The organism is Nonomuraea sp. NBC_00507 (genome assembly GCF_036013525.1).
Taxonomy (GTDB): Bacteria; Actinomycetota; Actinomycetes; order Streptosporangiales; family Streptosporangiaceae; genus Nonomuraea.
Window position 1 is genome coordinate 1,717,110 of the sequence record NZ_CP107853.1, and the last position, 26,280, is coordinate 1,743,389.

The 26,280-nt window shown below is 68.0% G+C and carries 26 protein-coding genes; 14 read left to right on the plus strand and 12 right to left on the minus strand.

Annotation, left to right across the window (positions count from 1 at the left end; genetic code table 11):
- Positions 1–109: 109 nt before the first annotated feature.
- The 6 genes from OHA25_RS08860 to OHA25_RS08885 form a co-directional block, all read right to left on the minus strand.
- Entirely contained in the window at positions 110–985 is an 876-nt protein-coding gene (locus tag OHA25_RS08860; protein WP_327587099.1) for an anti-sigma factor family protein, read from the minus strand.
- Positions 975–1,610 (minus strand): RNA polymerase sigma factor SigM, encoded by a 636-nt coding sequence (gene sigM / locus OHA25_RS08865; protein ID WP_305917569.1) that lies wholly within the window; start codon positions 1,608–1,610, stop codon positions 975–977. Before sigM ends, OHA25_RS08860 begins: the two co-directional genes overlap by 11 nt.
- A gap of 15 nt (positions 1,611–1,625) precedes the next feature.
- Positions 1,626–3,143: a protein kinase family protein gene (locus OHA25_RS08870; RefSeq protein WP_327587100.1), complete on the minus strand. Its 1,518-nt coding sequence runs from the start codon at positions 3,141–3,143 to the stop codon at positions 1,626–1,628.
- A 152-nt stretch (positions 3,144–3,295) separates the two neighbouring features.
- Entirely contained in the window at positions 3,296–4,903 is a 1,608-nt protein-coding gene (gene murJ / locus OHA25_RS08875) for a murein biosynthesis integral membrane protein MurJ (RefSeq protein ID WP_327587101.1), read from the minus strand.
- Positions 4,900–7,038 carry a DUF6049 family protein gene (locus OHA25_RS08880; RefSeq protein ID WP_327587102.1) on the minus strand — a complete coding sequence of 713 codons (2,139 nt, stop codon included), beginning with the start codon at positions 7,036–7,038 and terminating at the stop codon, positions 4,900–4,902. The genes murJ and OHA25_RS08880 overlap by 4 nt, the downstream gene beginning before the upstream one ends.
- 50 nt (positions 7,039–7,088) lie before the next feature.
- Positions 7,089–7,613 (minus strand): aminoacyl-tRNA deacylase, encoded by a 525-nt coding sequence (locus OHA25_RS08885; protein WP_327587103.1) that lies wholly within the window; start codon positions 7,611–7,613, stop codon positions 7,089–7,091.
- A 166-nt stretch (positions 7,614–7,779) separates the two neighbouring features.
- Here OHA25_RS08885 and OHA25_RS08890 point away from each other — a divergent pair, with 166 nt between their 5' ends.
- Positions 7,780–9,180, plus strand: coding sequence for a CCA tRNA nucleotidyltransferase (locus tag OHA25_RS08890; protein WP_327587104.1), 1,401 nt, complete (start codon positions 7,780–7,782; stop codon positions 9,178–9,180).
- On the opposite strand, the gene OHA25_RS08895 is transcribed toward OHA25_RS08890, so the two are convergent.
- Entirely contained in the window at positions 9,131–10,435 is a 1,305-nt protein-coding gene (locus OHA25_RS08895; protein WP_327587105.1) for an MFS transporter, read from the minus strand. The genes OHA25_RS08890 and OHA25_RS08895 overlap by 50 nt on opposite strands.
- Positions 10,436–10,518: 83 nt before the next feature.
- Here OHA25_RS08895 and idi point away from each other — a divergent pair, with 83 nt between their 5' ends.
- Positions 10,519–11,103 (plus strand): isopentenyl-diphosphate Delta-isomerase, encoded by a 585-nt coding sequence (idi, locus tag OHA25_RS08900; RefSeq protein ID WP_327587106.1) that lies wholly within the window; start codon positions 10,519–10,521, stop codon positions 11,101–11,103.
- A 212-nt stretch (positions 11,104–11,315) separates the two neighbouring features.
- On the opposite strand, the gene OHA25_RS08905 is transcribed toward idi, so the two are convergent.
- Together OHA25_RS08905 and OHA25_RS08910 are read right to left on the minus strand one after the other, a co-directional pair.
- Positions 11,316–12,395, minus strand: a complete 1,080-nt coding sequence (locus tag OHA25_RS08905; RefSeq protein WP_305917562.1) for an inositol-3-phosphate synthase — start codon at positions 12,393–12,395, stop codon at positions 11,316–11,318.
- A gap of 13 nt (positions 12,396–12,408) precedes the next feature.
- Entirely contained in the window at positions 12,409–12,999 is a 591-nt protein-coding gene (locus OHA25_RS08910) for a PadR family transcriptional regulator (RefSeq protein ID WP_138667899.1), read from the minus strand.
- A gap of 135 nt (positions 13,000–13,134) precedes the next feature.
- Between OHA25_RS08910 and OHA25_RS08915 the strand changes: the two genes are divergently transcribed.
- From OHA25_RS08915 to OHA25_RS08930, 4 genes are all read left to right on the plus strand, one after another.
- Positions 13,135–13,521: a DUF5318 family protein gene (locus tag OHA25_RS08915; RefSeq protein ID WP_305917561.1), complete on the plus strand. Its 387-nt coding sequence runs from the start codon at positions 13,135–13,137 to the stop codon at positions 13,519–13,521.
- Positions 13,522–13,753: 232 nt separating this feature from the next.
- The gene (locus tag OHA25_RS08920; RefSeq protein ID WP_327587107.1) at positions 13,754–16,228 is read left to right on the plus strand and encodes a transglycosylase domain-containing protein; all 2,475 of its coding nucleotides are present in this window, start codon (positions 13,754–13,756) and stop codon (positions 16,226–16,228) included.
- On the plus strand, positions 16,225–17,547 hold the full coding sequence (locus OHA25_RS08925; protein ID WP_327587108.1) for a glycosyltransferase family 87 protein: 1,323 nt from the start codon (positions 16,225–16,227) through the stop codon (positions 17,545–17,547). Before OHA25_RS08920 ends, OHA25_RS08925 begins: the two co-directional genes overlap by 4 nt.
- Positions 17,544–18,608: a mannosyltransferase family protein gene (locus OHA25_RS08930; protein ID WP_327587109.1), complete on the plus strand. Its 1,065-nt coding sequence runs from the start codon at positions 17,544–17,546 to the stop codon at positions 18,606–18,608. Before OHA25_RS08925 ends, OHA25_RS08930 begins: the two co-directional genes overlap by 4 nt.
- Before the next feature lie 63 nt (positions 18,609–18,671).
- On the opposite strand, the gene OHA25_RS08935 is transcribed toward OHA25_RS08930, so the two are convergent.
- Positions 18,672–19,415, minus strand: a complete 744-nt coding sequence (locus OHA25_RS08935; RefSeq protein WP_327587110.1) for a deoxyribonuclease IV — start codon at positions 19,413–19,415, stop codon at positions 18,672–18,674.
- Positions 19,416–19,584: 169 nt separating this feature from the next.
- Here OHA25_RS08935 and OHA25_RS08940 point away from each other — a divergent pair, with 169 nt between their 5' ends.
- The gene (locus tag OHA25_RS08940; RefSeq protein WP_305917555.1) at positions 19,585–19,761 is read left to right on the plus strand and encodes a hypothetical protein; all 177 of its coding nucleotides are present in this window, start codon (positions 19,585–19,587) and stop codon (positions 19,759–19,761) included.
- Between the two features lie 52 nt (positions 19,762–19,813).
- Here the strand turns inward: OHA25_RS08940 and OHA25_RS08945 are convergent, their stop codons facing one another.
- Positions 19,814–20,128 carry a hypothetical protein gene (locus tag OHA25_RS08945; RefSeq protein WP_305917554.1) on the minus strand — a complete coding sequence of 105 codons (315 nt, stop codon included), beginning with the start codon at positions 20,126–20,128 and terminating at the stop codon, positions 19,814–19,816.
- Between the two features lie 190 nt (positions 20,129–20,318).
- Here OHA25_RS08945 and rpsF point away from each other — a divergent pair, with 190 nt between their 5' ends.
- The 7 genes from rpsF (at position 20,319) to OHA25_RS08980 (ending at position 24,791) form a co-directional block, all read left to right on the plus strand.
- Positions 20,319–20,609 carry a 30S ribosomal protein S6 gene (gene rpsF, locus OHA25_RS08950; RefSeq protein ID WP_055504125.1) on the plus strand — a complete coding sequence of 97 codons (291 nt, stop codon included), beginning with the start codon at positions 20,319–20,321 and terminating at the stop codon, positions 20,607–20,609.
- A gap of 78 nt (positions 20,610–20,687) precedes the next feature.
- The gene (locus OHA25_RS08955) at positions 20,688–21,266 is read left to right on the plus strand and encodes a single-stranded DNA-binding protein (RefSeq protein WP_327587111.1); all 579 of its coding nucleotides are present in this window, start codon (positions 20,688–20,690) and stop codon (positions 21,264–21,266) included.
- Between the two features lie 63 nt (positions 21,267–21,329).
- Positions 21,330–21,566 carry a 30S ribosomal protein S18 gene (gene rpsR / locus OHA25_RS08960; RefSeq protein ID WP_020543048.1) on the plus strand — a complete coding sequence of 79 codons (237 nt, stop codon included), beginning with the start codon at positions 21,330–21,332 and terminating at the stop codon, positions 21,564–21,566.
- A 15-nt stretch (positions 21,567–21,581) separates the two neighbouring features.
- Entirely contained in the window at positions 21,582–22,028 is a 447-nt protein-coding gene (gene rplI, locus OHA25_RS08965) for a 50S ribosomal protein L9 (protein WP_327587112.1), read from the plus strand.
- A 329-nt stretch (positions 22,029–22,357) separates the two neighbouring features.
- Positions 22,358–23,215 (plus strand): ABC transporter substrate-binding protein, encoded by an 858-nt coding sequence (locus OHA25_RS08970; RefSeq protein WP_327587113.1) that lies wholly within the window; start codon positions 22,358–22,360, stop codon positions 23,213–23,215.
- Entirely contained in the window at positions 23,212–24,051 is an 840-nt protein-coding gene (locus OHA25_RS08975; RefSeq protein WP_327587114.1) for an amino acid ABC transporter permease, read from the plus strand. Before OHA25_RS08970 ends, OHA25_RS08975 begins: the two co-directional genes overlap by 4 nt.
- Positions 24,048–24,791, plus strand: a complete 744-nt coding sequence (locus tag OHA25_RS08980; RefSeq protein WP_305917549.1) for an amino acid ABC transporter ATP-binding protein — start codon at positions 24,048–24,050, stop codon at positions 24,789–24,791. The genes OHA25_RS08975 and OHA25_RS08980 overlap by 4 nt, the downstream gene beginning before the upstream one ends.
- Here the strand turns inward: OHA25_RS08980 and OHA25_RS08985 are convergent.
- Positions 24,788–26,251, minus strand: coding sequence for an APC family permease (locus OHA25_RS08985; RefSeq protein ID WP_327587115.1), 1,464 nt, complete (start codon positions 26,249–26,251; stop codon positions 24,788–24,790). The genes OHA25_RS08980 and OHA25_RS08985 overlap by 4 nt on opposite strands.
- Positions 26,252–26,280 lie beyond the last annotated feature (29 nt).

Consider the following 26,280-nt stretch of genomic DNA (forward strand, 5'->3'; position numbering starts at 1 on the left):
TTCGCCGGCGTGGCCCTCGTAGGGCCACCTGACCTGCGGCAACAGCGTGGGGCGGTACTCTACCGCAAACAAAAGAGCCCGCCGAAGCGGGCTCTTTCGCGGATGTCTCCTACCAGCGGCCCATGGTGGGCTTGCGCAGGTTCTTGCAGTAGAACGGGTCGACGATGTCGATGCGGATCTTCTTGGCCGGCTTGTTCTTCCATGAGGCGAAGATGAGGGCCTCTTGCCCGTTGTACTGCCCCTGGTCGACCGCGAAGACGTCGAGCTTGCTCCGGCTGCTGACCTTGCTCGCGCACTTGGCGACCTGGTCGGCGCTGGCACCGTCGCCGCCCAGCACCGTGGCGAAGCCGAAGAGACTCTCCAGTGGCTGCCGCAACACGTTGTCGCTGTAGTTGTAGCCGCTGTCGGTCACGGTGTACGCCCTGGGCTTCTCCGGGCTCTTGGTCTCCTCCTTGCTCTGCGCGAGGGGCGGGGGCGCGCTCGTGCCGCCGCCTCCGCCGGAGGCGAGCAGACCTGCCGAGACCGCGGCCGTGCCCACCACAGCGGCGGCCGCCGCGGCCGCGACCGCGGGCAACGCCCACCGGCGCCGCCTGACGGGTCTTGACTTGGCCGGAACGATGATGCCGTCGTCGGAGACCACTCCCAAGCGCACAGGCTCGGGCTCGGGGGCCTCGACCGGCCGCTCCCACGGGGCGTCCCGCATGAGCTCGTCCCAGTCAGGTGTTTCCACGAGGCCGACGCCTCCGCGCCGAGACTCGGACTCAGCCGCCAGGGCCTTGTCGATGCGCAGTGCGACACCCATCGGCATGGCCGGTGTGGGGGTCGCCGCGAGCACCTCGCGAACCGCCGCCAGATCGGCCAGTAGCTCCCCACAGGGGTCGCAGACCGCGAGATGCTCGCGGACCTGGCGCGCCTTGGCGACGTCCAGGAGACCCTCGGCCAAATCGGCCAGGGTGTCCAGATCGTAGTGCGTATCACCCGTCACGAAGTTCTGCTCCCTTCGCGGATGAGACGCGATTGAGGTCCGATCGGTTCCGCAGATGGGAAAGAATTGGGGCAAGTTTCGCGCGCCCTCGGGCGCACCGGCTCTTCACCGTGCCGCTGGGCACCTCGAGCACCTGAGCTGCGTCTTCGACCGAATAGCCCATCATGTCGACGAGCACCAGTGCCGCACGCTGGTCGGCGGGCAGGAGTTTCAGCGCGGCCGAAACCTCCATCGAGACCTCGCGCTCGACGGTCTGGTCAGGCAGGGGCGACTCGCGCTCGGCGGCCTCGATGAGCTCGTCGTCGGCCACCGGCCGGACGGACTTGCGGCGCATCCTGTCGAGACAGGCGTTGACCACGATGCGGTGCAGCCAGGTGGTGACGGCTGCCTCGCCGCGAAACGTGGCGGCTTTGCGATAGGCGGAGACGAAGGCGTCCTGCACGGCGTCGGCGGCCTCGTCAGGGTCACCGAGCGTCCGCAGGGCGACCGCCCACATGCGATCGCGGTGCCTTTTGACGATTTCGCTGAAGGCGTGAGGATCCCCGTTGATGTGCGCGGTCAGCAGCTCGGCGTCAGTGACCGCCGGCCGATCCGCTGCTGAGGGTGTCTCGGGTGGGGAGTTCACAAGAGAGATTCCTGATTATGCCGATCCGGGAGAGTGCACCACTACTTCATAGATGGTGCCATGAAACTTGCCTGCATCCGCCGGAACACGCGTAAACCAGATCAAAACGTACTGCCCGCTTGCCGCCTGACCAGGGGTCAGTGTGGTCTTGCCTGCCGCGTCCTTCTCGGTCGCCACCGTCTTCAGAGAGCCGAGATCGGGCGAGTCGCCGACCTTGAGCTCGACGGTCGCGCCGGGCGTATCGGCCAGCGTAGCCACCACGTCGCTGATCTGAACGGACTTGCCCATGTCAAGCAGCAGGCCTACACCCTTCTTGAGGTTGCCCAGCTCCGCGCTGGTGTAGCCCTCGGTCTCCCAGAAGGTGCTGGGCTTGCCGTCGATGGCCAGCCCGGCCTTGTCCGACTTCTCGTCGTTGTCGCCGAGCGGGTCGAAGCCCTGGGCCTTCCCTGGCTCGACGGCCTGGACAGGGGTCGAAGCCGTGGCCGTGGTGGTCGGGGTGGCGCTCTTGGCCTCGGGGCCGGTCGGGCTGCCCAGGCTGCGGCCGATCGTCCAGGCGCCGACGCCGACCGCGGCGATGACGAGCAGCACCACCAGCGTCATCAACACCCTGTTGAGGGTGCTTCCGCCGCCGGACGGCCGCTGCGGCCGAGGGCCGGTGGGCCGCGACTGGGGGACGTGGAGGTGCTGGCGGTGGGCGATGTCCAGGCCCTCGGTGTGCGAGGCGGAGGCCACCGCGGGTGTCGAGGGGTAGGCGATCGGGATCGGCATGGGCCTGGCCACGTCGGCCAGTGCCTCGGCGACCTCGGCCGGGCTGGACAGTGCGCCCTGGCCCTTGCGGGACTCGGGCAGGCACGCCCGCACCGTCACCGCGTCGAGGTAGCCCGGCACGCCGGCGGTGACCTGGCGGGGCGTGCAGAAGTGGCCGTCGGTCATGGGAGCGGCAGGCAGCCCGCCCTCTTCCTCGTCGCCCGGCCAGTGGCCGGTCAGGCCGGCGTAAAGCAGCCGGCCCAGCCCTTCGGCGTCGTCGAGCGCCGGCTGGTCGGTGGTCAGCCCGTACATGGCCGCGTCGACGGCGACGCCGAGCACCTTGACCGTGTTTCCGGTCGTCCACACCAGGTGCGAGGGACGCAGGCACAGGTGGTAGAGCTTTGCCTTGTGGGCGTGCGCGAGCGCCTCGGCGGCCTCGGCGACCAGCCCGGCAGCGCGCTCGGGCTCCATCGGGCCGGAGGCCAGCAGGTCAGTGAGGGTCTCGCCGGTGACCCACTCGCTCACGACATAGGCGTGCTTGTCGTCTTCGGCCGCGTCGAAGACCTGGGTCAGGCGCGGGTCGGTGAGCCGGCTCGCGGCGCGGGCGGCCGTGACGACCTCGTGCACGCGGGGGAAGTCCGGCGAGAAGGTGTGCACGGCCACCGGACGGGCCAGGATCTCGTCAATGGCCTTCCACAACGTGGCTCCGTCGGACTCGCTGACGCGGTCCTCGAGCCGGAAGCGCTCGGCGAGGCGGGTGCCGGGTTCGACGGCCGACGTGCTCACAGGCTCACTCCACTTGGCCGATCGGGCGTGCTCATGGTTCGACTCACCTGCGTGGTCGTGTCCCACGAAGGCACGCTATGCCGGGTGGATCCGCCCACGCCCCTCCTGCTTCCATTCGCGCGTGTCGGCCTCCATCGTAGTGCCGAGTTTCTTTACCGACCTACCCGTCTCGCGACCATCCCAACGATCGAGTTGACCTCTGGTATGCGCATTCTGTGCGCCACGCCGAGGTACAGCACCAGCCCGAGGCCTCCGCCGACGGCCAGAACGATCAGCGAATTGACGAAACCGAGACCGCCGAACACCTGCGTGACCACCCAGACCGCGGCCAGCGCCAGCACGGCCGTGGGCAGCGAGGCGAGATACATCCTGGTCAGAGCCATGCCGACGGTCCACCCGCCGAGCCCCTGCACCCGGCGGCCGGCCAGCCACCAGGCCAGAACCGCACCCAGCCCGTACGCGATCGCATACGCCAGAGCCAGCCCCATCACCGCGTACTCGGCCGGCAGCAGCACGTAGAAGACCACCATCAGCCCCGCGTTAACCGCCGTCGTGCCCGCCCCGACGAAGACCGGCGTCCGGGTGTCGCCGAAACTGTAGAAGACCCGCAGCAGCAGCTGGAACACCGAGAACGGCACCAGCGCGAGGCCGTAGACCTGCAGCACGTTGCCGATGTAAACCGCGTCGGCCACGGTGTTGGCCCCATGGCCGTAAATCGGCACGGTGATCGCCGGGCCGAGCACCATGAGCAGCAGCGACACCGGCACCATCATCGCGCAGACGAGCCGCACACTCGCCCCGAACTCGCTGCGCACGTCGTCGAAGCGGCCCTCCCCGACGGCCCGGCTCATCCGGGGCAGCATGGCCGTGATCACCGAGACGCCGATGACGCCGTACGGCAGCTGGAACAGCTGGAACGCCAGCGTGTAGGGGCTGATGCCGTGACCCGGCACCGCCACGCCGGCCTGGCTCGACAGGTTGACGGTCAGCAGGAAGCCCAGCTGGGTCACGATCACATAACCGATCGTCCAGATCCCGGCCTTGGCCATCTCGCCGAGCCGGGCGTTCCACACGTCGAAGCGCGGCACGAACGAGAATCCGGCCCGGCGCAACGCGACGATCAGCACGGCCGCCTGCGCCACGATGCCGGCCGTGGTGCCCAGGCCGAGCAGCGCCAGATCCCCGTCGCTCACCCGCTCGATGTCGCCCTTGGACGAGCTCACCACGGCGTAGGCCAGGAACACGCAGATGACGACGAGGTTGTTGACCACCGGCGCCCACATGGGAGCGCCGTAGCGGTCGCGGGTGTTGAGTATGGCGCCCGCCACCGCGCCCACCCCGAAGAAGGCCAGCTGCGGCAGGATGAAACGGGCCAGCGTGACCGCGACCTCGAACCTCGCGCTGCCCGGCGCCCAGTCGGTGTAGAGATCGATGAGCAGCGGCGCGGCGAACACCGCGAGCACCGCGACGCCCACGAGCGTGACCGTGGCCACGGTCAGCAGCCGCTGCTCGTAGGCCTGGCCGCCGTCGGGGTCGTGCTGCTGCGCCCGGATGATCATCGGCACGATGACGCTGCTCAGCACCCCCAGAAGCAGCAGGTCGAGGATGCTGTAAGGGATCGCGTACGCCGCGTTGTAGGAGTCGCCCAGAGCCGCCGTGCCGATGGCGTACGCGAGCACCATGGTCCGTACGAACCCGGTGACCCGGGACACCATCGTGCCCGCCGCCATGATGGCGCTGGCACGCAACATGCGGCTCATACGGTCTCACTTTCCCGGTTCCTGGAGGCCCGCGCGCTCTTGCGCTCCGACCTGCGCCGCACCACGCGCGTCACCACGGCGGCGAGCATCACGGTGAGCGCCGCGCCCACGATGACCGAGGCGACGCCGGTGTAGCCGGTGGTGCGGATGGTCAGCCGCTGCGGTTCGCCATAAGCCTTGCCGTCGGCGGTCTTGAGCTGGACCGTCACGGTCGTGTCGCCGCTGGAGCCACTGGTGGCGGTCATCGGCACCTGAACCGTGCCGCTCTGCCCGACGTCGATGGTCAGGGGCTCCTCTTGCTTGAAGTTGACCTGCAGCAGCTTCTCGTTGTCGGACTTGACGTCGATGTACAGGGCGATGTTGGCGCCCAGGGAGTTGCGCACGCTGATGGGGACGACGCCGTTGCTGCCGGCCAGCGTCTTAGGCCGGTCGGGCCGCGCATCGACGATCTCGACCTTGTTCATCCGCTCAGTGACGGCCGTGTTCACCCGGTTGGTCACCGAGCGACCCATGCGCGTGCTGTTGCGCCAGGCCGACGAGGTCAGCCTGAGCACCGCCGCGTCGAAGCTCGACTGCGTCCTCGTCGTCGTGATCAGAGCCGTGAGCTGCGCCTTCGACGCGACTTCCTTGACCGGCCCCAGGTATTTGCCGCTCAGCTCTTCCTTGCGCGCCTCATCGGTGTAGGTCAGGCCGGCGCGCGGGACCGACGCCTTGCCCGGCTTGATGGACTCCAGCGAGGTCAGCTGAAGCCACGGCAGCCGCTTTGCGGCATTGATCAGGCTGGTGACGAGCGTCGGGTTGGGATCCCAGCGTCGCGACGGGGCCACGACCAGCGACCTCGGCTGGGTCTGGCCGGCCTCTGCGGAGATCATCGCGGTCTCGGCGATGAGGCGCTGGGTGCTGAGCAGCACGGACGTGGGGGCCGTCGGCTCGAACAGGCGGCTCAGCTCGGCGTCCGCGACCAGCGCGGTGACCGGGCCGTCCACCGAGTCGAGCGTCGTGGCGGCGTCGGGTGTGAACGTGACCGGCGGCTGCGGCGGCAGGTTGGTCGAGTTGAGCAGGACCGTGCGCACCTTGTCGTCGCTGACCGAGAGCAGGTCGAGCGCGTCGGGGTCGAGCAATCCGGCGGCCGGCCAGTTGACGGTGGTCTTCACGTCGTCGCGGTTGAGCAACGCCTTCGCCTTCTGCCCGCCCAGCTGGATCGCCCTGTTGGGCAGGTCGTCCAGCCCCTGGTGCGCGAGCGCGGCCACGTCGGGATCCGCGTAGGGGACCGCGACCACGGGGGAGGCGGCCAGCGAGGTGCGCATGGACGTCAGCCACTGCCCGGCTTCGGCGTTGGCCGGCTTGCGCTCCGCGCCGTCCTTGGTCCTGACCCGGTAGTTTCTCGTCATCATGTCCAGGTCGTCGAGCAGCGCGGGGTCGACGAACCACGTGACGCTGCTGGGCGCGGACTGGGCGATGGTCGCCAGGTCGGCCAGCCGCCCCTTGCCGGTGATCGACTGGCTCAGCTTGTCGTCGACGAACAGGGCCTCCCCGTTCGCCCCCGCCGCCGGGTCGACGTCGGTCGCCCGGTGCGGCTGGTCGATGACGGGCAGCGCGATGGCCAGCTTGTTGCGCGGCGGCTTCGGCACCGTGGGCGGCGCGTAGGTGAGGAAGGTCCGCTGGGCCGCCAGCGGCACCAGGTTCTGTGACACGTCCACCGCGATCGGGTAGACGCCGAACGTCCGCATCCCCATCTGGATGGGCGTCGCCGTGAACTCCCAGCGCGCCTGCTGGCCGGGCGCGAGCGGCGGGATGTCCCTGGCCGAGGAACTGGACGCCGCCATGCTCGCCAGGGTCGCGGTCGTCTGATCGGCCTGGTACGTCGTCATCGAGACACGGTTGGTGAATTTCTGTGCCGAGTAGCGCAGCCGCACACGCAATGCCGACTGCGGCGCGCCGGTGTCGTTGCGCACCGTGCCGGTGAACTTGATCACATCGGTCATGTTCTTCGGAACGTCCGGAGAGATCGACGTGATCGTCACGGCGAACGGAAGCCTGCTCACGATCGCGGCAGCCGTGCTCGGCGCCGCGGCCACCATAGGGCCGAGCAACGCGGCGGACAGCACGGCGAGCAGCGTGGTCTTACGGATCACGCGGATGCCCGAGCTGGAGGACGACGACGCACGCCCGCAATGCTACGGGTTCAGTGCCGCCGCGCGACCGCCTCACGTGATCCTCTGGGGCGTGTGCTGCACAGGTCGACCGTCTTGCCTGGCAGAAGGGTCAGCAGGTCGAGCGCGCGAATGGCGAGGGCGGTGTGGCGTTCGCCAGTGGCGGAGAAGACGGGCTCGGTGTCGGCGCGTAGCCGGTCGTCGATGAGCATCGGCAGCGACTCCGGCAGCAGCAGCGGGCAGACCAGCCCGTGGGCGTAGTCGGTGGCCGCGTTGACGACGTGGGCCGGGGCCGGCCGCACCTGGCGCATGCCCAGCAGTCCGCCTACGGCTCCTGGACGTGGGGGAGTCGCGACCGAGGAGGCGACCGCGACGACGGCCTCGCTGCCGACCCTGGTGGCGACCTCGAAAACCGTGACCATCAGGCACCTCTCGGGCGCGGCGGAGAGCGTCTCGGGTAGTTCGTCCGCGCAAGTCATGGGGCGCGGAAGGCGTACGATCTCATGATGGACCTGGTGTGCGAGGAGCCAGCGGTGGATCGCGAGGGCGTCCTTCATATAGACCTCCTAGCCTCAGCCTCGTTGCCATGGCCCCCGACGGTCCCTTGACCGACGGTAACCCGGACCCGGTGTGGCTCGGGGGATATGTTCCGGAAGTTCAGACCGACAAAGGACCCGACCCGGTTTGTCCGACTCAACTTTGACCGAAAGCCAGCAGCGGGCCATGACCGACCTGTTCCGCAAGATCGCCCCGGTGGCCGACGAGCTCGGCCGCCTTTTCGCTGCGAAGGGCCACGAGCTGGCCCTCGTGGGCGGTCCCGTGCGCGACCTCCTGCTCGGCCGCAGCGGCAACGATCTCGACCTGACCACTGACGCCCGCCCCGAGCAGGTGCTGGAGATCATCAGGGCCTGGGCCGACGCGGTGTGGACGATCGGCATCGACTTCGGCACGGTCGGCCTGCGCAAGGGCAACTGGCTGCTCGAGATCACCACCTACCGCAGCGAGGCCTACGACCCGAAGTCGCGCAAGCCCGAGGTCATGTACGGCGAGACGCTGGAGACCGATCTGGAGCGGCGCGACTTCGCGGTCAACGCCATGGCGGTGCGGCTGCCGGGACACGAGTTCGTCGACCCATACGGCGGGCTCGGCGACCTGGCGGCCAGATTGCTGCGCACCCCCGGCACCCCCGAGCAGTCGTTCGGTGACGACCCGCTGCGCATGCTGCGTGCTGCCAGGTTCGCCTCGCAGCTCGGGTTCGCCGTGGACGCGCAGGCGGTGGCCGCCATGACCGCGATGGCCGAGCGCATCGAGATCGTCTCCGCCGAGCGCATCCGCGACGAGCTCGACAAGCTCGTCTGTGGCGCCAACCCGCGGGAGGGCCTGCGACTGCTGGTGGAGACCGGACTGGCCGCGCACGTGCTGCCCGAGCTGCCCAAGCTGCGCCTGGAGATCGACGAGCACCACCGGCACAAGGACGTCTACGAGCACTCGCTGACCGTGCTCGACCAGGCCATCGCGCAGGAGGAGGACGGCAAGCCGGACCGGATCCTGCGCTGGGCGGCGCTCCTGCACGACATCGGCAAGCCGAAGACCCGCCGTCATGAGGCGGGCGGGCGGGTGTCGTTCCACCACCACGAGGTGGTCGGCGCCCAGCTGACCAAGAAGCGCATGAGCGAGCTGAAATTCCCCAAGGACGTGGTGTCCGACGTCGCCCGGCTGGTCGAGCTGCACCTGCGCTTTCACGGCTACGGGACGGGCGAGTGGACCGACAGCGCCGTGCGCCGCTACGTACGCGACGCCGGGCACCTGCTGGACCGGCTGCACAAGCTGACCAGGGCCGACTGCACCACGCGCAACAAGCGCAAGGCCGCCGCGCTGTCGCGGACCTACGACCACCTCGAGGAGCGCATCGCCAGGCTCGCCGAGGAGGAAGAGCTGGCCAAGATCAGGCCCGAGCTCGACGGCAACGAGATCCAGCGCATCCTGGGCATCGGGCCCGGGCCGGTGGTGGGGCAGGCATACAAGTTCCTGCTCGAGCTCAGGCTCGACAAGGGCATGATCGGCAAGGAGGCGGCTACCGAGGCCCTGCAGGAGTGGGCGCGGGCGAACGCCGCGGGCGCGTGATCATCCGGTAGGCCATCGCCGCGATCTGGTAGCCGATCGCGGCGATCGCGACGGCGAGGTAGGACTTGCCGTTCGCGGGCAGGATCATCGCCGACAGGCCCGCGGCGAGGACGTACATGCCGTTGAACAGCATGTCGTAGATCGAGAACGCGCGGCCCAGGTAGATGTCCTCGACATCGCGCTGGACCGTGGTGTCGGCGCAGATCTTGACGCTCTGCCCGGCCACGCCCAGCACGAACCCCGCGATCGGCAGCCCCCACTCCTGGAACGGCAGCACCAGCGCCGCCGTCAGCACGCCGGCCGCCGACAGCGCGATCGGCACCCAGCGCTCGATCGTGAACCGCTCGGTCGCGTACGGGGTGATGATCACGGCCAGCAAGTAGCCGGCGCCGGAGGTGGCCACGACCAGGCTGACCCCCTCCAGTGCGGCGTCGGGGTCGCCGTCGTAGAAGTAGTAGCGGTAGAGGATGATGCCCAGCGCGGTCGCCATGCCGTAGAAGAAGCGGTGCGCGGCCATCGCGCCTATGGTGGCGGCCGCGACGCGATGAGTGACCAGGTGCTTCGCGCCGTCCACGAGGCCGGCGACCACATGGCGCACCGCCTCGCGCGCCTGCGGCCTGCTGGGGTCGGACTCCGGCCCGAGCAGGCGGCGGTCCATCGTCCGCGCGACCAGCGCGCTCAGCCCGAACACCACGCCCGAGATGATCAGGAGCAGCGCCACGCCCTGGTCGTCGCCACTGAAGACCTTCCGCAGCAGGTAACCGACCCCAAAGCCCAGGAACGTCACCACAGTGCCCGACGTGGGCACGATGGCGTTGGCCGCCATGAGCCGGTCGATGGGCACCACGTGCGGCAGCGAGGCGCCGAGTGAGGCCAGGAAGAACCGGTTGACGCCGAGAACTGCCAGCGCCGCCCCGTAGAACGCGGCGTCGGGCACGTCGGCCGCCACGAGCCCGGCGGCGACCAGCAGCAGTGCGCCGCGCACGAACGGCGCCACCACCAGGATCTGCCGACGCGACCAGCGGTCGATGAACACGCCGACGAACGGGCCGAGGATGCTGTACGGCAACAGCAACACCGCCAGGCCCGCGGCCACCTGGAGCGCGGTCGTCTGGCTCTCAGGGCTGAAGAAGGCGAAGCCGGTCACGCCGAACTGGAAGATCCCGTCCGAGAACTGGGAGACCAGTCGCGTGCCGAACAACCTTCTGAAATCCCTGCCGCGGAGCACCACGCGAAGGTCGGCGACGAATGACACGCCGCCAGCCTAGCCAAGCGGCCGTCCTAGGATGAGGCTGCGTGGGTTCCAAGTGGTCGTCATGATCTCGTACGCTTCATAGCGTGACGATCGAGGAACACGTCGTGCTGGTCGACCGTGACGGCCGCGCGCTCGGCACCGCGCCCAAGACGTCGGTGCACGGCCGCGAGACGCCGCTCCATCTGGCGTTCTCCAGCTACGTTTTCGATCATGAAGGTCGCGTGCTGCTCACCAGGCGTGCCGATCACAAACTCACGTGGCCCGGGGTCTGGACCAACAGCTGCTGCGGTCACCCGCTGCCCGGGGAGGCGCTGGAGTGGGCCGTCGTGCGCCGGCTCTCCTATGAGCTCGGGCTCGCGGCCGAGCGGGTGGATCTGCTGCTGCCCGCCTTCGCCTACCGGGCCGTCATGGCCAACGGCATCGTCGAGCACGAACTCTGCCCGGTCTATCGCGTCATGGTCGACGGTCCCGTCGCGCCGAACCCGGAGGAGGTGGGGGAGGCGCGGTGGATGCCGTGGAAGGAGTTCGCCGAGGGGGTCCTGAGCGGGCTGCTGGCGATCTCGCCTTGGTGCCGGGAGCAGGTGCCGCTGCTGATGGAGCTCGGCTCCGACCCGCTGACCTGGCAACCCGCCTCGCCGGCCGATCTTCCCTTGGCGGCCCGCCTCTAGCCGGGTCCCACGCCCCTGGCCTGCCCGCCGAGTTCCCGGCTCTCCCCTCAGGACCCGCGCCACTCGACAGCGCGCCGGCCCTATGCGTGAGGCGTGTCCATCCGCAGGGATGCACCTGAGCGAAGGTGCGCCAGGAAACAGGCGTGGACCGGGAAACGCAAGGCGCCGCCCCCGAGCGTGGGCGCGGCGCCGTGGACAGGGTGGTCAGCGGATCAGCGCTCGACCTCACCCCGGATGAACTTCTCGACGTAGTCCCGAGCCTCATCGTCGGAGAACTGCTGGGGCGGCGACTTCATGAAGTACGACGACGCCGACAGGATTGGCCCGCCGATGCCCCGGTCCAGGGCGATCTTGGCGGCCCGGACGGCGTCGATGATGATGCCGGCCGAATTGGGCGAGTCCCAAACCTCCAGCTTGTACTCGAGATTGAGCGGAGTGTCGCCGAACGACCGCCCCTCGAGCCGCACGTACGCCCACTTGCGGTCGTCCAGCCACGGCACGTGGTCCGACGGCCCGATGTGCACGTCGGCCTTGCCCATCTCGTGCGGGATCTGCGAGGTGACCGACTGCGTCTTGGAGATCTTCTTGGACTGGAGCCGCTTGCGCTCCAGCATGTTCATGAAGTCCATGTTGCCGCCGAAGTTGAGCTGGTAGGTGCGCAGCAGCTCAACGCCACGGTCCTCGAACAGCTTGGCCAGCACGCGGTGCGTGATCGTGGCGCCGACCTGCGACTTGATGTCGTCGCCGACGATCGGCACCCCGGCCTCGGTGAACTTCTCCGCCCACTCCGGGTCGGAGGCGATGAAGACCGGCAGCGCGTTCACGAACGCCACACCCGCGTCGATGGCGCACTGCGCGTAGAAACGGTCCGCCTCCTCCGAGCCCACGGGAAGGTAGGAGACCAGGACGTCGACCTGGGCCTCCCGGAGCACCTGGACCACATCGACCGGCGCCTCGTCGGACTCCTCAATGATCTCCTGGTAGAACTCACCCAGGCCGTCGAAGGTATGACCGCGCTGGACGGTCACCCCCAGCGGCGGCACATCCGTGATCTTGATCGTGTTGTTCTCGCTGGCGACGATCGCCTCGGACAGATCCCGTCCGACCTTCTTGGCGTCAACGTCGAACGCCGCGACGAACTCGACGTCGCCGACGTGGTAGTCGCCGAACTTCACGTGCATCAGGCCCGGGACCCGTACGTCCGGGTCGGCGTCCCTGTAGTAGTGAACGCCCTGGACCAGCGACGACGCGCAGTTGCCGACACCGACAATGGCCACGCGAACCGAACCCATCGCACTCGCTCCCTTACTCATCAGTTGACGTGGTATCTCTTTCGGGCCTCTCCTCAGAGGAGGCCCGACGCTCCGTTGCGATCAGCTCGTTCAGCCAGCGCACCTCGCGCTCGACCGACTCGAGCCCATGACGCTGCAGCTCGAGCGTGTAACTGTCGAGGCGCTCCCTGGTGCGCGCCAGCGCCGTCCGCACGGCGTCGAGCCGCTCCTCAAGCCGGCTACGGCGGCCTTCGAGTATGCGCAAACGCACCTCAGCCTCGGTGTGCCGGAAGAACGCGAAGTGCACACCGAAGCTCTCGTCCTCCCACGCGGAAGGCCCGGCCTGCGTCAGCATCTCCTGCAGCCGTTCCTTGCCCTCCGCGGTCAGCTTGTAAACGATCTTTGATCTGCCCCCGACGATCGTGGCGGGAGCAGGTTGCTCCTCCGCGATGAGCCCCTGGGCCAGAAGCGATCGAAGACAAGGGTAGAGCGAGCCGTAGGAGAACGCGCGGAACATCCCCAGCAGGGCGTTGAGCCGTTTGCGCAGCTCATAGCCATGGAGGGGAGTCTCGTGCAGCGACCCGAGCACGGCCAGTTCCAAGACCCTGCCCTGTCCGCCGGCCATGGGGAACCGCCCTCCTCTCGCGTCGATGTATCGAGCCGATACATCTCCAGGATACGTCTCCTCGCTATATCGCTGCAATCTGCTGATTTGCCGAGTCGTTGGGACGATCCGCAGAAACGCCGTAGTCTGACGCTCATGTGGTCACAGCGAAGGGTGGTGGATTACGGCCTCGCAAAAAGGGCGGTGGTCCGCTCCTTCCGCGCCGGGCGTACCTCGCGCGGCGACCTCTGTGACGCACAGCCCTACCTCCTTCGCGCGGCGCGCCACTTCGGCGAGCCAACCGAACGCCTCTGCCCGGTCTGCGAGAGGGAGAACGTCACCAACGTGACCTATGTCTACGGGGATGCGCTCGGGCGGCATGCCGGACAGGCAAAGGTCGCATCGGAACTCGTCGCCATGGCTCATGATTACGATGAGTTCCGGGTGTACGTCGTCGAGGTCTGCCAAGGTTGTTCCTGGAACCACCTGACGGTTTCGTACGTCCTCGGCAACGGACCGCCTGACCTCAACGGCCAAGCGTGAAGATCGAGGGCGGCGAGGAACCTCACGCCCAACCGCCGTTTTTGTTCCGACGACAGTGCGAGGACGTGTGAGTAACAGCATGAATGAGGGGACGGCTCGCCCAGGAAGGCGCCGTCGGTCCAGCTCATCCCGTTCTGTGCCCCAGGGTTCTCCACCGCAAACTGGCGAATCCCCCGGGGGTCCCGGCCAGGCGCAGCGTCGTCCGGAAGCCGCCTTCGAGCAGACGGGCGCCATGGCCGCGCAGCCGTACGACGGCCCGCCGCCCCGGCGTGAGGACCCCCCGCCCCAGCGCGGTGAGCAGCCGCCGCCGCCCCGCTCGCGTTCGCGTGCCCGTCAGGACACGCACACGGTGAGTAACCAGGACACCATGGTCGCCGAGGGTCCCCGGCGCTCGCGCAGGAGAGCAGCGCAGAGCGGGCCACCGGAGCCGCCCGGCCCCCCGGGGCCGCCGAAGAAGACCCGCGGTGGCGGGGGCTGGCGCAGGTTCGTGCCCAGCTGGAAGGTCATCGTGGCCGGCGTCGTGGTGATCATGGCCGGCCTCTTCGGCATGATCATGGTGGCGTACGCCAACACCGAGGTGCCCACCGGCACCCAGGACGCGGCGACCGCGCAGCAGAGCACGATTTATTACAGCGACGGCAAAAAAGAGATCGCCCGGCTCGGCATGAAGCGTGAGAGCGTCAAGCTCCACCAGATGTCGCAGACCGTCAGGGACGCGACGATCGCCATCGAGAACCAGACCTTCTATGAAGACTCCGGCATCTCGATCCCCGGCATGGTCCGTTCCCTGTGGATGACCGCGACCGGCCAGCAGCTCCAGGGCGCCTCGACCATCACCCAGCAGATGGCCCGCAACTACTTCGACGGCCTCAGCCAGGAAGTGTCGATCAAGCGTAAGGTCAACGAGATCTTCGTGGCCGTCAAGCTCGACGACACCATGTCGAAGGACGAGATCCTTCAGACCTATCTGAACACGGTCAACTTCGGCCGGGCCTACGGCGTCCAGGCCGCCGCGAGGGCGTACTTCGGCAAGGAAGTCACCGCCGCGAAGCTGACCCCCGAGCAGAGCGCCTACCTGGCCGCGCGTATCCAGCAGCCGAACTGGCAGGCCGACGAGCCCGCGCTCAGGGCCCGCTTCAAGAACGTCATCGACAACATGGCCGAGCTCTGGCCCGACAAGTACGGCCAGCTCAAGCAGACCGCTCAGTTCCCGAAGACGACGAAGTACAAGGACAGCAACGTGCTGGGCGGCCTCAAGGGCTACATGGTGGAGGAGGTCCTGAGGGAGCTGGAGCCCCGCGGCCTCACCTCCGACGAGATCGAGAGCGGCGGCTACAAGATCGTCACCACCTTCGACAAGGATCTCATGCTGGCGGCGAAGGAGGCCGTCACGACCACGATGCGGGGGATGAACAAGGAGTTCCACGCCGGACTGGCCGCGGTGGACCCGAGGAACGGCCGCGTAGTGGCGTTCTACGGCGGCTCCGACTACGTCACCGACCCGTGGAACGAGCCCTTCGAGTCCAAGAAGCAGGCGGCATCCGCGTTCAAGCCGTACGTGCTGGCCGCCTGGCTGCAGGCCGGCTTCTCGCTCAAGAGCTACGTTCCGGGCAGCGAGACGGTGCCGGAGAAGATCCCCGGCTTCGAGCGCGGCATCAGGAACAGCCACAACGTGGGCCGCGCCGTCGACGTGGTCAAGGCCACCGCCGACTCGGTCAACACCGCGTTCGTCTCCATGGCCTACGCCCTGCCCAACAAGATCGACGACCTGAAGAACCTCGTCGAGGCGGCCGGGTTCAACCAGAAGGACATGGAAAAGGACATCGCGGACCACCAGTATCAGTTCGCCATCGGTAGCGCCCCGGTGACCCCGGTCGAGCAGGCCGCCGGCTACGCGATCTTCGCCAACGGCGGCAAGTACACCCGCTATCACGTAGTCAAGGAAGTCAGGGACCCCACCGGCCGGGTCGGCTGGCGCGAGCAGGCGGTCAGCAAGCGGGTCATCGACCCCGGCGTCGCGGCCGACGCCACGGTGGCCATGCAGGCGGTCCTCCAGAGAGGCACCGCGAGGGGTCAGGGCCTGGGCAGCCGCCCGGCGGCCGGCAAGACCGGGACGAACAACGACGAGAACGGCGCCTGGTTCGTCGGTTACACGCCTCAATACTCCACCGCGGTCGGCTTCTACCGCGAGGAGTGCAGGACCAAGACCGGCAAGGTGGTCGAGCCCCAGCACAACAACTGCCCGTGGTACCGGGGCAAGGATCCGGCCAAGGAGAAGAAGTACACGCCGGCCAATCCGTACACCACGCCCTACGAGGTGTCCCTGGAGTTCGAGGGCGCCGGTCCGCCCACCGCCGCGTGGCGGAAGTTCATGATGCTCGCGCACGAGGGCAAGCCGATCGAGCAGTTCCCGCAGAAGGCCGAGATCGGCACACCCGAGAACATCGTGCCGAGCCCGACGCCCACGCCGACGCCCAGCGCCGACGACGATCCGTTCACCGATGATGACCCGTTCGCCGACGACCCGGGCAACAGCGACAACGGTTGCCTCTTCCCTCCGTGCGGCAACACCGACAACGGAGACGGGCCCCCTGTCGACGACGGCACCACTGACGACGGGTTCCCGCAGGGCGGCGAGGACGGAGGCGGATTGGGCGGCGGCATGGCGCCGGCCCCGCGGCCCTCTGGCCGGATAGAGGGTCAGTGACGAGCACTGAGGCACGCGTCCCGCTGCTGGCGCGTGCCGTGCCGTACCTTCCCCTGGGCGTGATCGCGGCCCTGGGGGCGACGCTCGCGTATGTGGTGCGGCTGCCGTGCCGCACCGGGGGCTGGAACGACCAGGTCACGACATACACGAACTTCTGCTACACCGACATCTACCCTCTCTACTTCGACCGGCAACTGGCCACCGAGAACCCGTATTTCGCCCATGTCGCCTTCGACAAGCAGGTCGAGTACCCGGTGGTGCTGGGCGAGGTCATGCAGGTGATCAGCTGGATCGCCCGGGCTCTGGAGGTCGACAGGGTCGCGCAGGCGGTCAGGTTCTACGACCTGACGGTGATCCTGCTCGGCATGTGCCTCGTGGCGGGCGTGCTGCTGATGGCGGCGGTGGCCGGGCCGACACGACGGTGGGACGCGCTCTGGTACGCGATCTCGCCGGCCGTGGTCCTGGCCGCGTACATCAACTGGGACCTCGTCGCGGGCGCACTGTCGATGGGCATGCTGCTGGCCTGGGCGCGGCGCCGGCAGGTGCTGGCCGGAGTGCTGCTGGGGCTGGCGATCGCGACGAAGTTCTACCCGCTCATGTTCGTGGGCGCGTTGTTCCTGCTCACGTGGCGTACCGGGCGATGGCGGCCGTTCCTTGTCACGATGGCCTCGGCGGTGGGCGCGTGGATCGTGGTCAACGCGCCGTTCATGATCTTCGCTTGGGAGGGGTGGCGTCGGTTCTACGTCTTCTCCCAGGAGCGCGGGATCGACTGGGGCTCGCCGTGGTTGTTCTTCCAGAACAAGGGCTGGCCCATCCTCGGTGAGTGGGACGTCAGCACGCTCGGCATGTTGTCGCTGGCCCTCCTGTGCCTGGGCATCGCCGTGCTGACGCTGGCCGCGCCGCGCCGGCCGCGGCTGGCGCAGATCTGCTTCCTGGCGCTGGCCGCCTTCATGATGACGAACAAGGTGTGGTCGCCGCAGTTCGTGCTCTGGCTGGTGCCGTTCGCCGTGCTGGCCAGGCCCAACTGGAAGCCGCTCGCGCTCTGGCAGCTGGCCGAGGTCTGGTACTTCGCCGCCATCTGGCTCTACCTGCTGTCCCAGCCGCCGCTGGACCGGGACGACCTGGGCATCGGTGACGACACGTACTTCACGGCCGTCTGGGGTCGCATCATCACCATCGGGATCATGATGGCGTTCGTGGTGCGGGACATCCTGCGGCCGGACAAGGACGTGGTGAGGCAGGCCGACATCGACGACCAAGGGGGCGGTGTCTTCGACGACGCGCCTGATCGGTTCACGCTGGCGTCCGCCGTACGATGATCACCCGCTCGGCCCGCCGGGACGCGTTGCTGCTCTGGTTCGGCTCGCGGGCGGGACTGCTGATCGCGACGTTGTTCGGCGTGACGCTGGGCGAATACCTGGATAAGTGGCGCAAGTGGGATGCCGGGCTGTTCATCACGATCGCCCAGTACGGCTACGACGGCGAGCCCGGCAGGCCGCCGGACGAAGGGTTGCCGGCGTTCTTCCCCGGTCTGCCCGCGGTGCTGCGGCTGGTGCACTTCGTGGTGCCGGACTGGGCGGCGGCCGGGCTGCTGGTCTCGCTGGTCGCGGGCGCGGTGGCCATGGTGGCGCTGGCCAGGCTGGCCGAGTTCGAGGGCGCGAACGGGTGGATGGCGGTGCTGGCGCTGCTGGCCTTCCCCATGGCGGTGTTCCTGGTCGCGGGCTACAGCGAGGCGCTCTTCCTGGCCTTCGCCATTCCCGCGTGGCTGGCCGCCAGGCAGGGACACTGGGCGCAGGCCGTGCTGCTCGCGGCGGGCGCTTCGTGCGTGCGGATCACGGGATTGTTCCTGGCGCTCGCGCTCGTCGTGGAGTTCGTCGTGAGCCGTGAGTCGCCGCGGCAGGCCGGCTGGCTGGTCGTGCCGTTCCTGCCGCTGACGGCGTACTCGTATTACCACTACAGCAGGTCGGGTGACTGGCTGGCGTGGAAGCACGCGCAGGAGTCCGGCTGGGGGCGCGAGTTCGAGTGGCCGTGGGAGGCGTGGCAGACGACATGGCGTTCGGCGATGGGGACCGACGACTTCGCGGTGGCCTTCCGTATGGAGATCGCCGGAGCCGTGGTGGCCGTGGGGGTGCTGGTGTGGCTGCTCATGCTGCGTCGGTGGAGCGAGCTGGCCTATACGGGGGCGCAGGCCGCGGCGCTGATGACCTCGGCGTACTACCTGTCGATCCCGCGTTCGCTGGTGTTGTGGTTCCCGCTGTGGGTGCTGGTCGCCAAGGTCGGGACGAGGAAGACGTGGGTGCTCGCGCTCTACGGGCTGATCTCGGGGCCGCTCATGATCGTGAACACCGCCCGGTTCCTCAGTGGGGCGTGGGCGGGCTGATATGTATACCCGCTTCTTCGTCTCGGTAATCCAGGGAAGTTATCCACAGGCTGTGTGTATTGCCTAGAGGTTTTTCCTCAGGAACGCGATGTCGTCAGCCTGGCCGACGGCGGGCGTCTCGACCACGATCGGCGCCCTGGCCGCCCGGCAGACCGCCAGGATCAGCTCGGAGTCGATCTTCCCCTGGCCCAGGTTGGCGTGGCGGTCAGCGCCTGAGTCGAAGTCGTCGCGCGAGTCGTTGCAGTGGACCAGATCGATGCGGCCGGTGATGGCCTTGACCCGGTCGACGAGGTCGATCAGCTCCTCGCCGCCCGCGTGGGCGTGGCAGGTGTCGAGGCAGAAGCCCACGTCGAAGCCGTCGAGCGCGTCCCAGAGCCGGGCGATGCGCTCCAGCTTGCGCGCCATCGCGTTGCCGCCGCCCGCGGTGTTCTCGATCAGGACGGGGATCGGGCACTCCATGCGCTCGAACACCTTGCGCCAGTTGTCGAACCCCTTCTGCGGGTCGTCGTTCTTGTTGACGTGGCCGCCGTGCACGATCAGCGCCTTGGCGCCGAGTCCGGCAGCCGCCTGCAGGTGCTGCTCCAGCAGCTTGCGGCTGGGGATCCTGATGCGGTTGTTGGTGGTCGCCACGTTGATCAGATAAGGCGCGTGGATGTAGATGTCCACGCCCTCGACCGGCTTGGCGGGCAGCACGGGCTTGTCGTATCCCTGGGGGTCGCCGAGGAAGAACTGCACCACCTCGGCCCCGACCGCCTCGGCGTGAGCGGCGGGGTCGTCCTGATCGACATGAGCTCCGATGCGCACCATGCCCCCGAGCTTAACCGGAGCGGCGTGCCTGGGGCGGAGAGCGGTGAGCCTGGGGGGAGAGCGGCAGCTTGCGTGACCAGCGGAGCCCCGTGCGAGCGCGACAGTGGGCGCGTTTGCTCCGACAGCGTCAGGGCAGTCGCAGAGCGCCCCCTACCCGAGGAGAAACGATATGGCAGGCTGGCGCTGGCGGGCGCTGATCTTATTCATTTACGTGGCGATCGGGATCTACGTGGCCTGGGTCTACGACTACATCACGGTCGGGCTGCTGAGGGACCTCGCGGAGGCGTTGCTCGCGGTGTTCCTCTGGTTCCTGGTCCTGCTCGGCATAGATCTGCACATCGGCTGAACGACAGAGGAGAACGGCCCCGGAATTCCCAGGGAACCGGGGCCGTCCCTCGTCAGTGGGGGAGGAATCCGCCGTGGGCGATGCCGAGCGCGGCCCCCACGAACGATCCCACGAGTCCGACGATGTTGAGCGAACGTTGCGGCGTGGTCGCGGAGAGGTATTGAGAGTAGAGACCCACGCCGAAGCCGAATGTGCCGAACCAGGCCGAGATGGCGTGCGCGGAGGTCCAGAACGTCGAGACGAACGCTACGACGCCGCACACGAATGTGACGACGGCCAGAACGTTCTCGACGGGGTGTGAACGTCCGTCCGTGTTGAGCGTGAGCCTGAACCGCTCCCTCTCGGAGGGTTGAAGCACATGTGGCACAGCCACCACCCCCTTAGGTTTCCTAGAGGCCTTCCCACGTACTCGCGGCTGGTAACCTGGGCAAGCTGCGTTGTGATGGGTGACCCGTCGCCCCGAGGCACCGAAGTGGGTGCCCCGGTCCAAACGTCAGCGTCCTCCTGTCACGGCAGAGCGTCGTGACCGCAACAGTCCAGAGGAGGTTGGAGTCCGCATGCGTCGTTACGAAGTAATGGTCATCCTGGACCCTTCGCTCGATGAGCGCACCGTCGCGCCGTCCCTCGACCAGTTCCTCACCGTGGTCCGCAATGACGGCGGCACCGTGGAGAAGGTTGACGTCTGGGGCCGTCGCCGGCTCGCCTACGACATCAACAAGAAGTCCGAGGGCATCTACGCCGTCATCGACCTTTCGGCGGAGCCCGCGACGGTCAAGGAGCTCGACCGCCAGATGAACCTCAACGAGGGCATCCTGCGGACCAAGGTCCTGCGTCCGGACGTGCACTAACCCCGGCTTTTTGTCGGGGAACACCCGTAGTCTGAGCCGTAACCCAAGCGAAGGCGTGCAGGAAGGCGAGCGCTAGCCATGGCAGCAGGCGACACCGTAATCACCATCGTCGGCAACCTCGTCGACGACCCGGAGCTGCGCTTTACCCCGACGGGGCAAGCGGTGGCTCGATTCCGCATCGCATCCACTCCGCGGTTCATGGATCGCCAGACCAACGAGTGGAAGGATGGCGAGAGCCTCTTTCTGACCTGCAACGTGTGGCGGCAGGCGGCGGAGAACGCCGCCGAGAGCCTCCAGCGCGGCATGCGGGTCATCGTGCAGGGGCGGCTCAAGCAGCGGTCTTACGAGACCAAGGAAGGCGAGAAGCGCACGGTCTATGAGGTCGAGGTCGACGAGGTCGGCCCGTCCTTGCGCAACGCCACCGCCAAGGTCAACCGCACCTCCCGTCAGGGCGGTGGCGGCGGCTTCGGCGGCGGCCCGGCCGACGACCCGTGGGCCTCCGCGACCCCCGCCCCGCCCCAGGGGGGCGGCGGCTACCAGGGTGGTGGCGGCGGCAACTACGGCGGCGGTGGCCAGCAGGCCGGCGGCGGCGGCTTCGGCGGCAGCGGCGGCGGCGGCGGCGGCGGCAACGACTTCAGCGACGAGCCTCCCTTCTAGTCCACATCCACAAGTCCGAGTCCATTCCCGCCCCAAAGGCGGGGCTCTGAAAGGAGCACCACGATGGCTAAGCCGGCACTGCGCAAGCCCAAGAAGAAGGTTTGCCTGTTCTGCCACGACAAGATCTCCTACGTCGACTACAAGGACACGGCGCTGCTGCGGAAGTTCATCTCCGACCGCGGCAAGATCCGTGCGCGCCGGGTGACGGGCAACTGCACCCAGCACCAGCGTGACGTGGCGACCGCGATCAAGAACGCCCGTGAGGTGGCCCTGCTGCCCTACACGAGCACCGCGCGCTAAGGAGGACTTGTCGATATGAAGCTCATCCTCACCAACGAGGTCTCCGGCCTCGGCGCCCCTGGCGACGTCGTCGAGGTCAAGGACGGCTACGGCCGTAACTACCTCATTCCGCGTGGCTTCGCCATGCGCTGGACCCGCGGGGCCGAGAAGCAGATCGAGACCCTCAAGAAGGCTCGTGACGCCCGCGAGATCCGCGACCTGGGCACCGCCAAGGAGGTCGCCGGTCAGCTCGGCGCCCTGCGGGTGCGCCTGACCACCCGCGCGGGTGAGTCCGGCCGCCTGTTCGGCTCGATCACGACGGGCGACATCGCCGACGCGGTCAAGGCCGCAGGCGGGCCCCAGCTCGACCGCCGCCGCATCGAGATCCCCAACCCGATCAAGAGCGTCGGCGCCCACCGCGTCACCGTCAAGCTCCACCCCGAGGTTTCCGCCTCTGTGGATGTTGAGGTCGTCGCGGGCTGACCCGCTGTGTGATCAGGGCCCCCTCCGTCAGGAGCGGGGCCCTTTTCATGTGCGGCCGTGGTCTGTTGTGCCCCCGTGACCTGTTGCGCCCCCGTGGTCTGTAGCGCCCCCGTGGTCTGTTGCGGCGCCGTGGTCGCCCGCCCTTTTCTTTGTTACGCGGTGCCGTGGCTCGCCACTCGCCGGACTTCGGCTGATGGCCCTCCAGGGAACGGCCTCTGACCCTTCACCGGCTGAGCGCCGTTACGCGAGCCCAGTCTGGGCCGATTGCCGTGGCAGATGCAGCATAGAATGCCTTAGTTCTTAGCACGTTTCCCCCTGGAGGCAAGGCCATGGCCCGTTCCTTCATGCTGCTTGCGTTGGCCGTGGCGGTCGTCGGTTGTGCACCTGTGGACAACACGGCGAGCACGACGTCAGCCAGTCCGGCGACGTCCACTGCCTGCACCAAGGAGCAGCTCGCACTCATCAATCCCGGAAAGCTGACGATCGGGACGGACAAACCGGCGTTCGAGCCGTGGTTCAAGGACGACGACCCGAGCAACGGGCAGGGCTTCGAGGGTGCTGTGGCCTTTGCCGTGGCGGGGGAGCTCGGCTTCGATCGGAGCGAGGTGCAGTGGAGCACCGTCAAGTTCGATTCCGCGTTCGCGCCCGGTGAGAAGCAGTTCGACTTCGACATCAACCAGGTGTCGATCACTCCTGAGCGGGCTCAGGCAGTCGACTTCAGCAAGGGCTACTACACGGTCAAGCAGGCTGTCGTGGCCATCGAGGGCGGTAAGTACGCCGGGGCCAAGAGCCTGGCCGAGCTGAAGGACGCGAAGATCGGCGTGCAGGTGGGCACGACCTCGCTGTCCGCCGTCAAGGAGATCATCCAGCCCGCGGACGACCCCAACGTGTACAACGAGCAGATCGACGCCGTGAACGCGCTGAAGAACAAGCAAGTGGACGCCCTGGTCGTGGACCTGCCGACGGCGTTCTACGTGACGGCCGCGCAGGTGGAAAACTCCAAGATCGTGGGCCAGTTCAGCTCAACGGGCGGCACGCCCGAGGAGTTCGGGCTGGTCATGGAGAAGGGCAGCGCACTCAAGCCGTGCGTGGACAAGGCCGTGGACGCGCTGAAGTCCAAGGGTGAGCTGGCCAAGATCGAACAGCAGTGGCTCGGCTCGGCCGTGGGCGCTCCCGAGCTGAAATGAGCGATTTGGTCAAATCCGAGCGGCAGCTCCAGCGTGAGCAAGTACGCAGGTCGTACGCCCGCCGCTCGACCTCCATCGCGACGGCCTCGACGCTCGTGTTCATCGTCCTGGTCGTGTGGGCGGTCACGAGCTCGCCGGGCTGGCCGCGGGTGCGGGAGACGTTCTTCAACGCCGAGCGGTTCGTTTCGGCGTGGCCGGACGTGCTGAGCGGGTTCCTGCTCAACGTCAAGATCTTCCTGATCGCCGAGGTGCTGATCCTGGTGGTCGGGCTGCTGGTGGCGCTGGCCAGAGGGATCAAGACGCCCGCGTTCTTCCCCGTCAGAGCGCTGGCCACGCTCTACACCGACGTCTTCCGCGGCGTGCCGACCATCCTGGTGATCTACCTGATCGGGTTCGGGCTGCCGGCGCTCCGGCTGCAAGGCATTCCGTCCGATTTGGCGACGCTGGGCATCATCGCGCTGACATTGTCGTACGGCGCGTACGTGGCCGAGGTGTTCCGCTCCGGCATCGAGTCCATCCACCCGAGCCAGGTCGCGGCGGCCCGCTCGCTCGGGCTGAGCCATGCGAAGACCATGCGGTTCGTGGTGTTGCCGCAGGCCACCCGCAGGGTCGTGCCGCCGCTGCTGAACGACTTCGTCTCGCTGCAGAAGGACACGGCGCTGGTGGCCACCATCGGCCCGCTGGAGGCGCTCAGGCAGGCGCAGATCCACGCCGCCAGCACGTTCAACTACACGCCTTATCTGGCGGCGGCGCTGCTGTTCATCTTGCTCACCATCCCCATGGCCAGGCTCACCGACCACCTGGCCGCCCGCACCCGCAGGAGGCGGGGCGCATGAGTCTTCTGACGATCGACGGGGTGTGGAAGAACTTCCACGGCCACCACGTGCTGCGTGGTATCGACCTCGAGGTGCATCCGCACGAGGTCGTGAGCCTGATCGGGGCCTCCGGCTCGGGCAAGTCCACATTGCTGCGCTGCGTCAACCTGCTGGAGACGGTGGACGACGGCATGATCTTCCTGGATGGTGAGGAGATCACCGACCCCCGGGTGAACGTCGACGACGTGCGTAAGCGGCTCGGCATCGTGTTCCAGGCGTTCAACCTGTTCCCGCACATGACCGTGCTGGACAACATCACGCTCGCGCCCCGCCAGGTGCACCGCGTGGCCAAGGAGCAGGCCGAGGAGCAGGCGCACGAGCTGCTGGCCAGGTTCGGGCTGGCGGACAAGGCGCGGGCGTACCCCGACCGGTTGTCGGGCGGGCAGCAGCAGCGGGTGGCCATCATCCGGGCGCTGGCCACGCAGCCCAAGCTGATGTTGCTCGACGAGGTGACCTCGGCACTCGACCCCGAGCTGGTGGTCGAGGTGCTGGGGATCATCAGGGAGCTCAAGGAGTCGGGCATGACGATGATCCTGACGACGCACGAGATGGGTTTCTGCCGCGAGATCTCGGACACGGTGTGCTTTCTCGACGGTGGCGTGCTGCTGGAGAAGGGGCCCGCGGACAAGATCTTCACGGACCCGGAGAACGCCAGGACCAGGGAGTTCCTGCGGAGCGTGCTGGAGACCAGGCGGTTCTAGCGGCGATGGCGGCCGCGTATCGGCTCGACCGGGTGGGCCAGGAGGCTGTGCCGGCGGCCGTACACGAGGTAGACCAGCAGGCCGAAGGCCATCCACAGGACGAAGTACGCCCAGGTCAGCACCCGCAGGTTCACCATGAGCCAGAGCGTGGCCACCAGGGACAGCGCCGGCACCAGCGGCGAGAACGGCACCCGGAACCCCCGCTCCAGATGCGGCATGCGACGCCGCATCACGATCACCCCGGCGGCCACGAACGCGAACGCGAACAGGGTCCCGATCACCACGAGCTCCTGCAGCGTGAGCACCGGCACGAACTCGGCCAGCACGATCGCGATCAGCCCGATCACCAGCGTCACCCGCGACGGCGTGTGGTAGCGGCGGCTGACCATGGCCAGGCCCCGGGGGATCAGCCCGTCGCGGGCCATGGAGAACAAGACCCGCGTCTGCCCCACGATCAGTACGATGATCACCGTCGTCAGGCCGAGCACCGCGCCCACGTCGATGACGTGCGCCATCCAGCCCACGCCGGCCGCGCGGAACGCGCTGGCCAGCGGCGCCTCCACCGAGATCTTCGTGTACGAGACCATGCCCATCATGACCAGCGCCACCGCGATGTAGATGACGGTGGCGATCACCAGGCTGCGGATCATGCCTCTGGGCACCGCGCGCGGCGCGTTGACGGTCTCCTCGGCGGCGGTGGCCACGACGTCGAAGCCGATGTATGCGAACGCGATGGCCGAGGCCGCCGAGAAGATCCCGAGCCAGCCGAAGGCGCTGCTCTCGCCGACAAGGACCTCCAGCACGGTGGCCGGCGCGGTCGTCAACGTCTTGGGCGGCACGTAGAACTCGCCGAAGTTGGCGGCGTCGAGGTGCGGCAGGCCCACGACGATGACCGCGCCGATGGCCAGGAGCTTGGCCGACACCATGACCCACAGCGCGCGCAACCCGACCCGGGCGCTCAGCGCCACGATGCCGGTGAGCAGTACCAGGATCACGAGCACGAGGATGTCGGCGACGAGGTCGGGATCCGGCACGCGGACGCCGAGGTTGGCGATCGCGCCGACCGTGATCAGGCCCCATGCTCTGGCCACGACGGCGACGGCGAACTGCAGCTCCAGGATCAGCGCCCAGCCGATGATCCAGGCCCAGACCTCGCCGAAGATGACGTAGGTGAAGGTGTAGGCGCTGCCCGAGGTCGGCATCGTGGACGACAGCTCGGCGTAGCACAGGCAGGCCAGCAGGCAGGCGATCCCCGCGATCATGAAGGAGAGGATCACGCCGGGGCCGGCCGTGGTGGCCGCCTGCTGGCCGGCGATGGAGAAGATGCCCGCGCCGATCATCACACCGAGCCCGAGCACCACCAGGTCCGCCGGGCGGTAGAGCTCGGCCAGGCTGTGCCGGGCGCCGGTGCGTAAGCCGGTCGCTTCGGAAGGCGGCAGTCGTCGCAGAATCGTGGACAAGGAACACCCCGCTCAGGGACATCGCCCAC

Bases quoted from the DNA above. Each gene is read 5' to 3' on its own strand.
- OHA25_RS08915 (WP_305917561.1), top strand. From the start codon at position 13,135: ATGTGGTCACAGCGAAGGGTGGTGGATTACGGCCTCGCAAAAAGGGCG.
- OHA25_RS08975 (WP_327587114.1), top strand. From the start codon at position 23,212: ATGAGCGATTTGGTCAAATCCGAGCGGCAGCTCCAGCGTGAGCAAGTA.
- OHA25_RS08890 (WP_327587104.1), top strand. From the start codon at position 7,780: ATGACCGACCTGTTCCGCAAGATCGCCCCGGTGGCCGACGAGCTCGGC.
- rplI (WP_327587112.1), top strand. From the start codon at position 21,582: ATGAAGCTCATCCTCACCAACGAGGTCTCCGGCCTCGGCGCCCCTGGC.
- OHA25_RS08905 (WP_305917562.1), bottom strand. From the start codon at position 12,395: ATGGGTTCGGTTCGCGTGGCCATTGTCGGTGTCGGCAACTGCGCGTCG.
- murJ (WP_327587101.1), bottom strand. From the start codon at position 4,903: ATGAGCCGCATGTTGCGTGCCAGCGCCATCATGGCGGCGGGCACGATG.
- OHA25_RS08940 (WP_305917555.1), top strand. From the start codon at position 19,585: ATGGCAGGCTGGCGCTGGCGGGCGCTGATCTTATTCATTTACGTGGCG.
- OHA25_RS08935 (WP_327587110.1), bottom strand. From the start codon at position 19,415: ATGGTGCGCATCGGAGCTCATGTCGATCAGGACGACCCCGCCGCTCAC.
- rpsR (WP_020543048.1), top strand. From the start codon at position 21,330: ATGGCTAAGCCGGCACTGCGCAAGCCCAAGAAGAAGGTTTGCCTGTTC.
- OHA25_RS08885 (WP_327587103.1), bottom strand. From the start codon at position 7,613: ATGAAGGACGCCCTCGCGATCCACCGCTGGCTCCTCGCACACCAGGTC.
- OHA25_RS08930 (WP_327587109.1), top strand. From the start codon at position 17,544: ATGATCACCCGCTCGGCCCGCCGGGACGCGTTGCTGCTCTGGTTCGGC.
- OHA25_RS08955 (WP_327587111.1), top strand. From the start codon at position 20,688: ATGGCAGCAGGCGACACCGTAATCACCATCGTCGGCAACCTCGTCGAC.
- OHA25_RS08970 (WP_327587113.1), top strand. From the start codon at position 22,358: ATGGCCCGTTCCTTCATGCTGCTTGCGTTGGCCGTGGCGGTCGTCGGT.
- OHA25_RS08920 (WP_327587107.1), top strand. From the start codon at position 13,754: ATGGCCGCGCAGCCGTACGACGGCCCGCCGCCCCGGCGTGAGGACCCC.
- OHA25_RS08910 (WP_138667899.1), bottom strand. From the start codon at position 12,999: ATGGCCGGCGGACAGGGCAGGGTCTTGGAACTGGCCGTGCTCGGGTCG.
- rpsF (WP_055504125.1), top strand. From the start codon at position 20,319: ATGCGTCGTTACGAAGTAATGGTCATCCTGGACCCTTCGCTCGATGAG.
- OHA25_RS08980 (WP_305917549.1), top strand. From the start codon at position 24,048: ATGAGTCTTCTGACGATCGACGGGGTGTGGAAGAACTTCCACGGCCAC.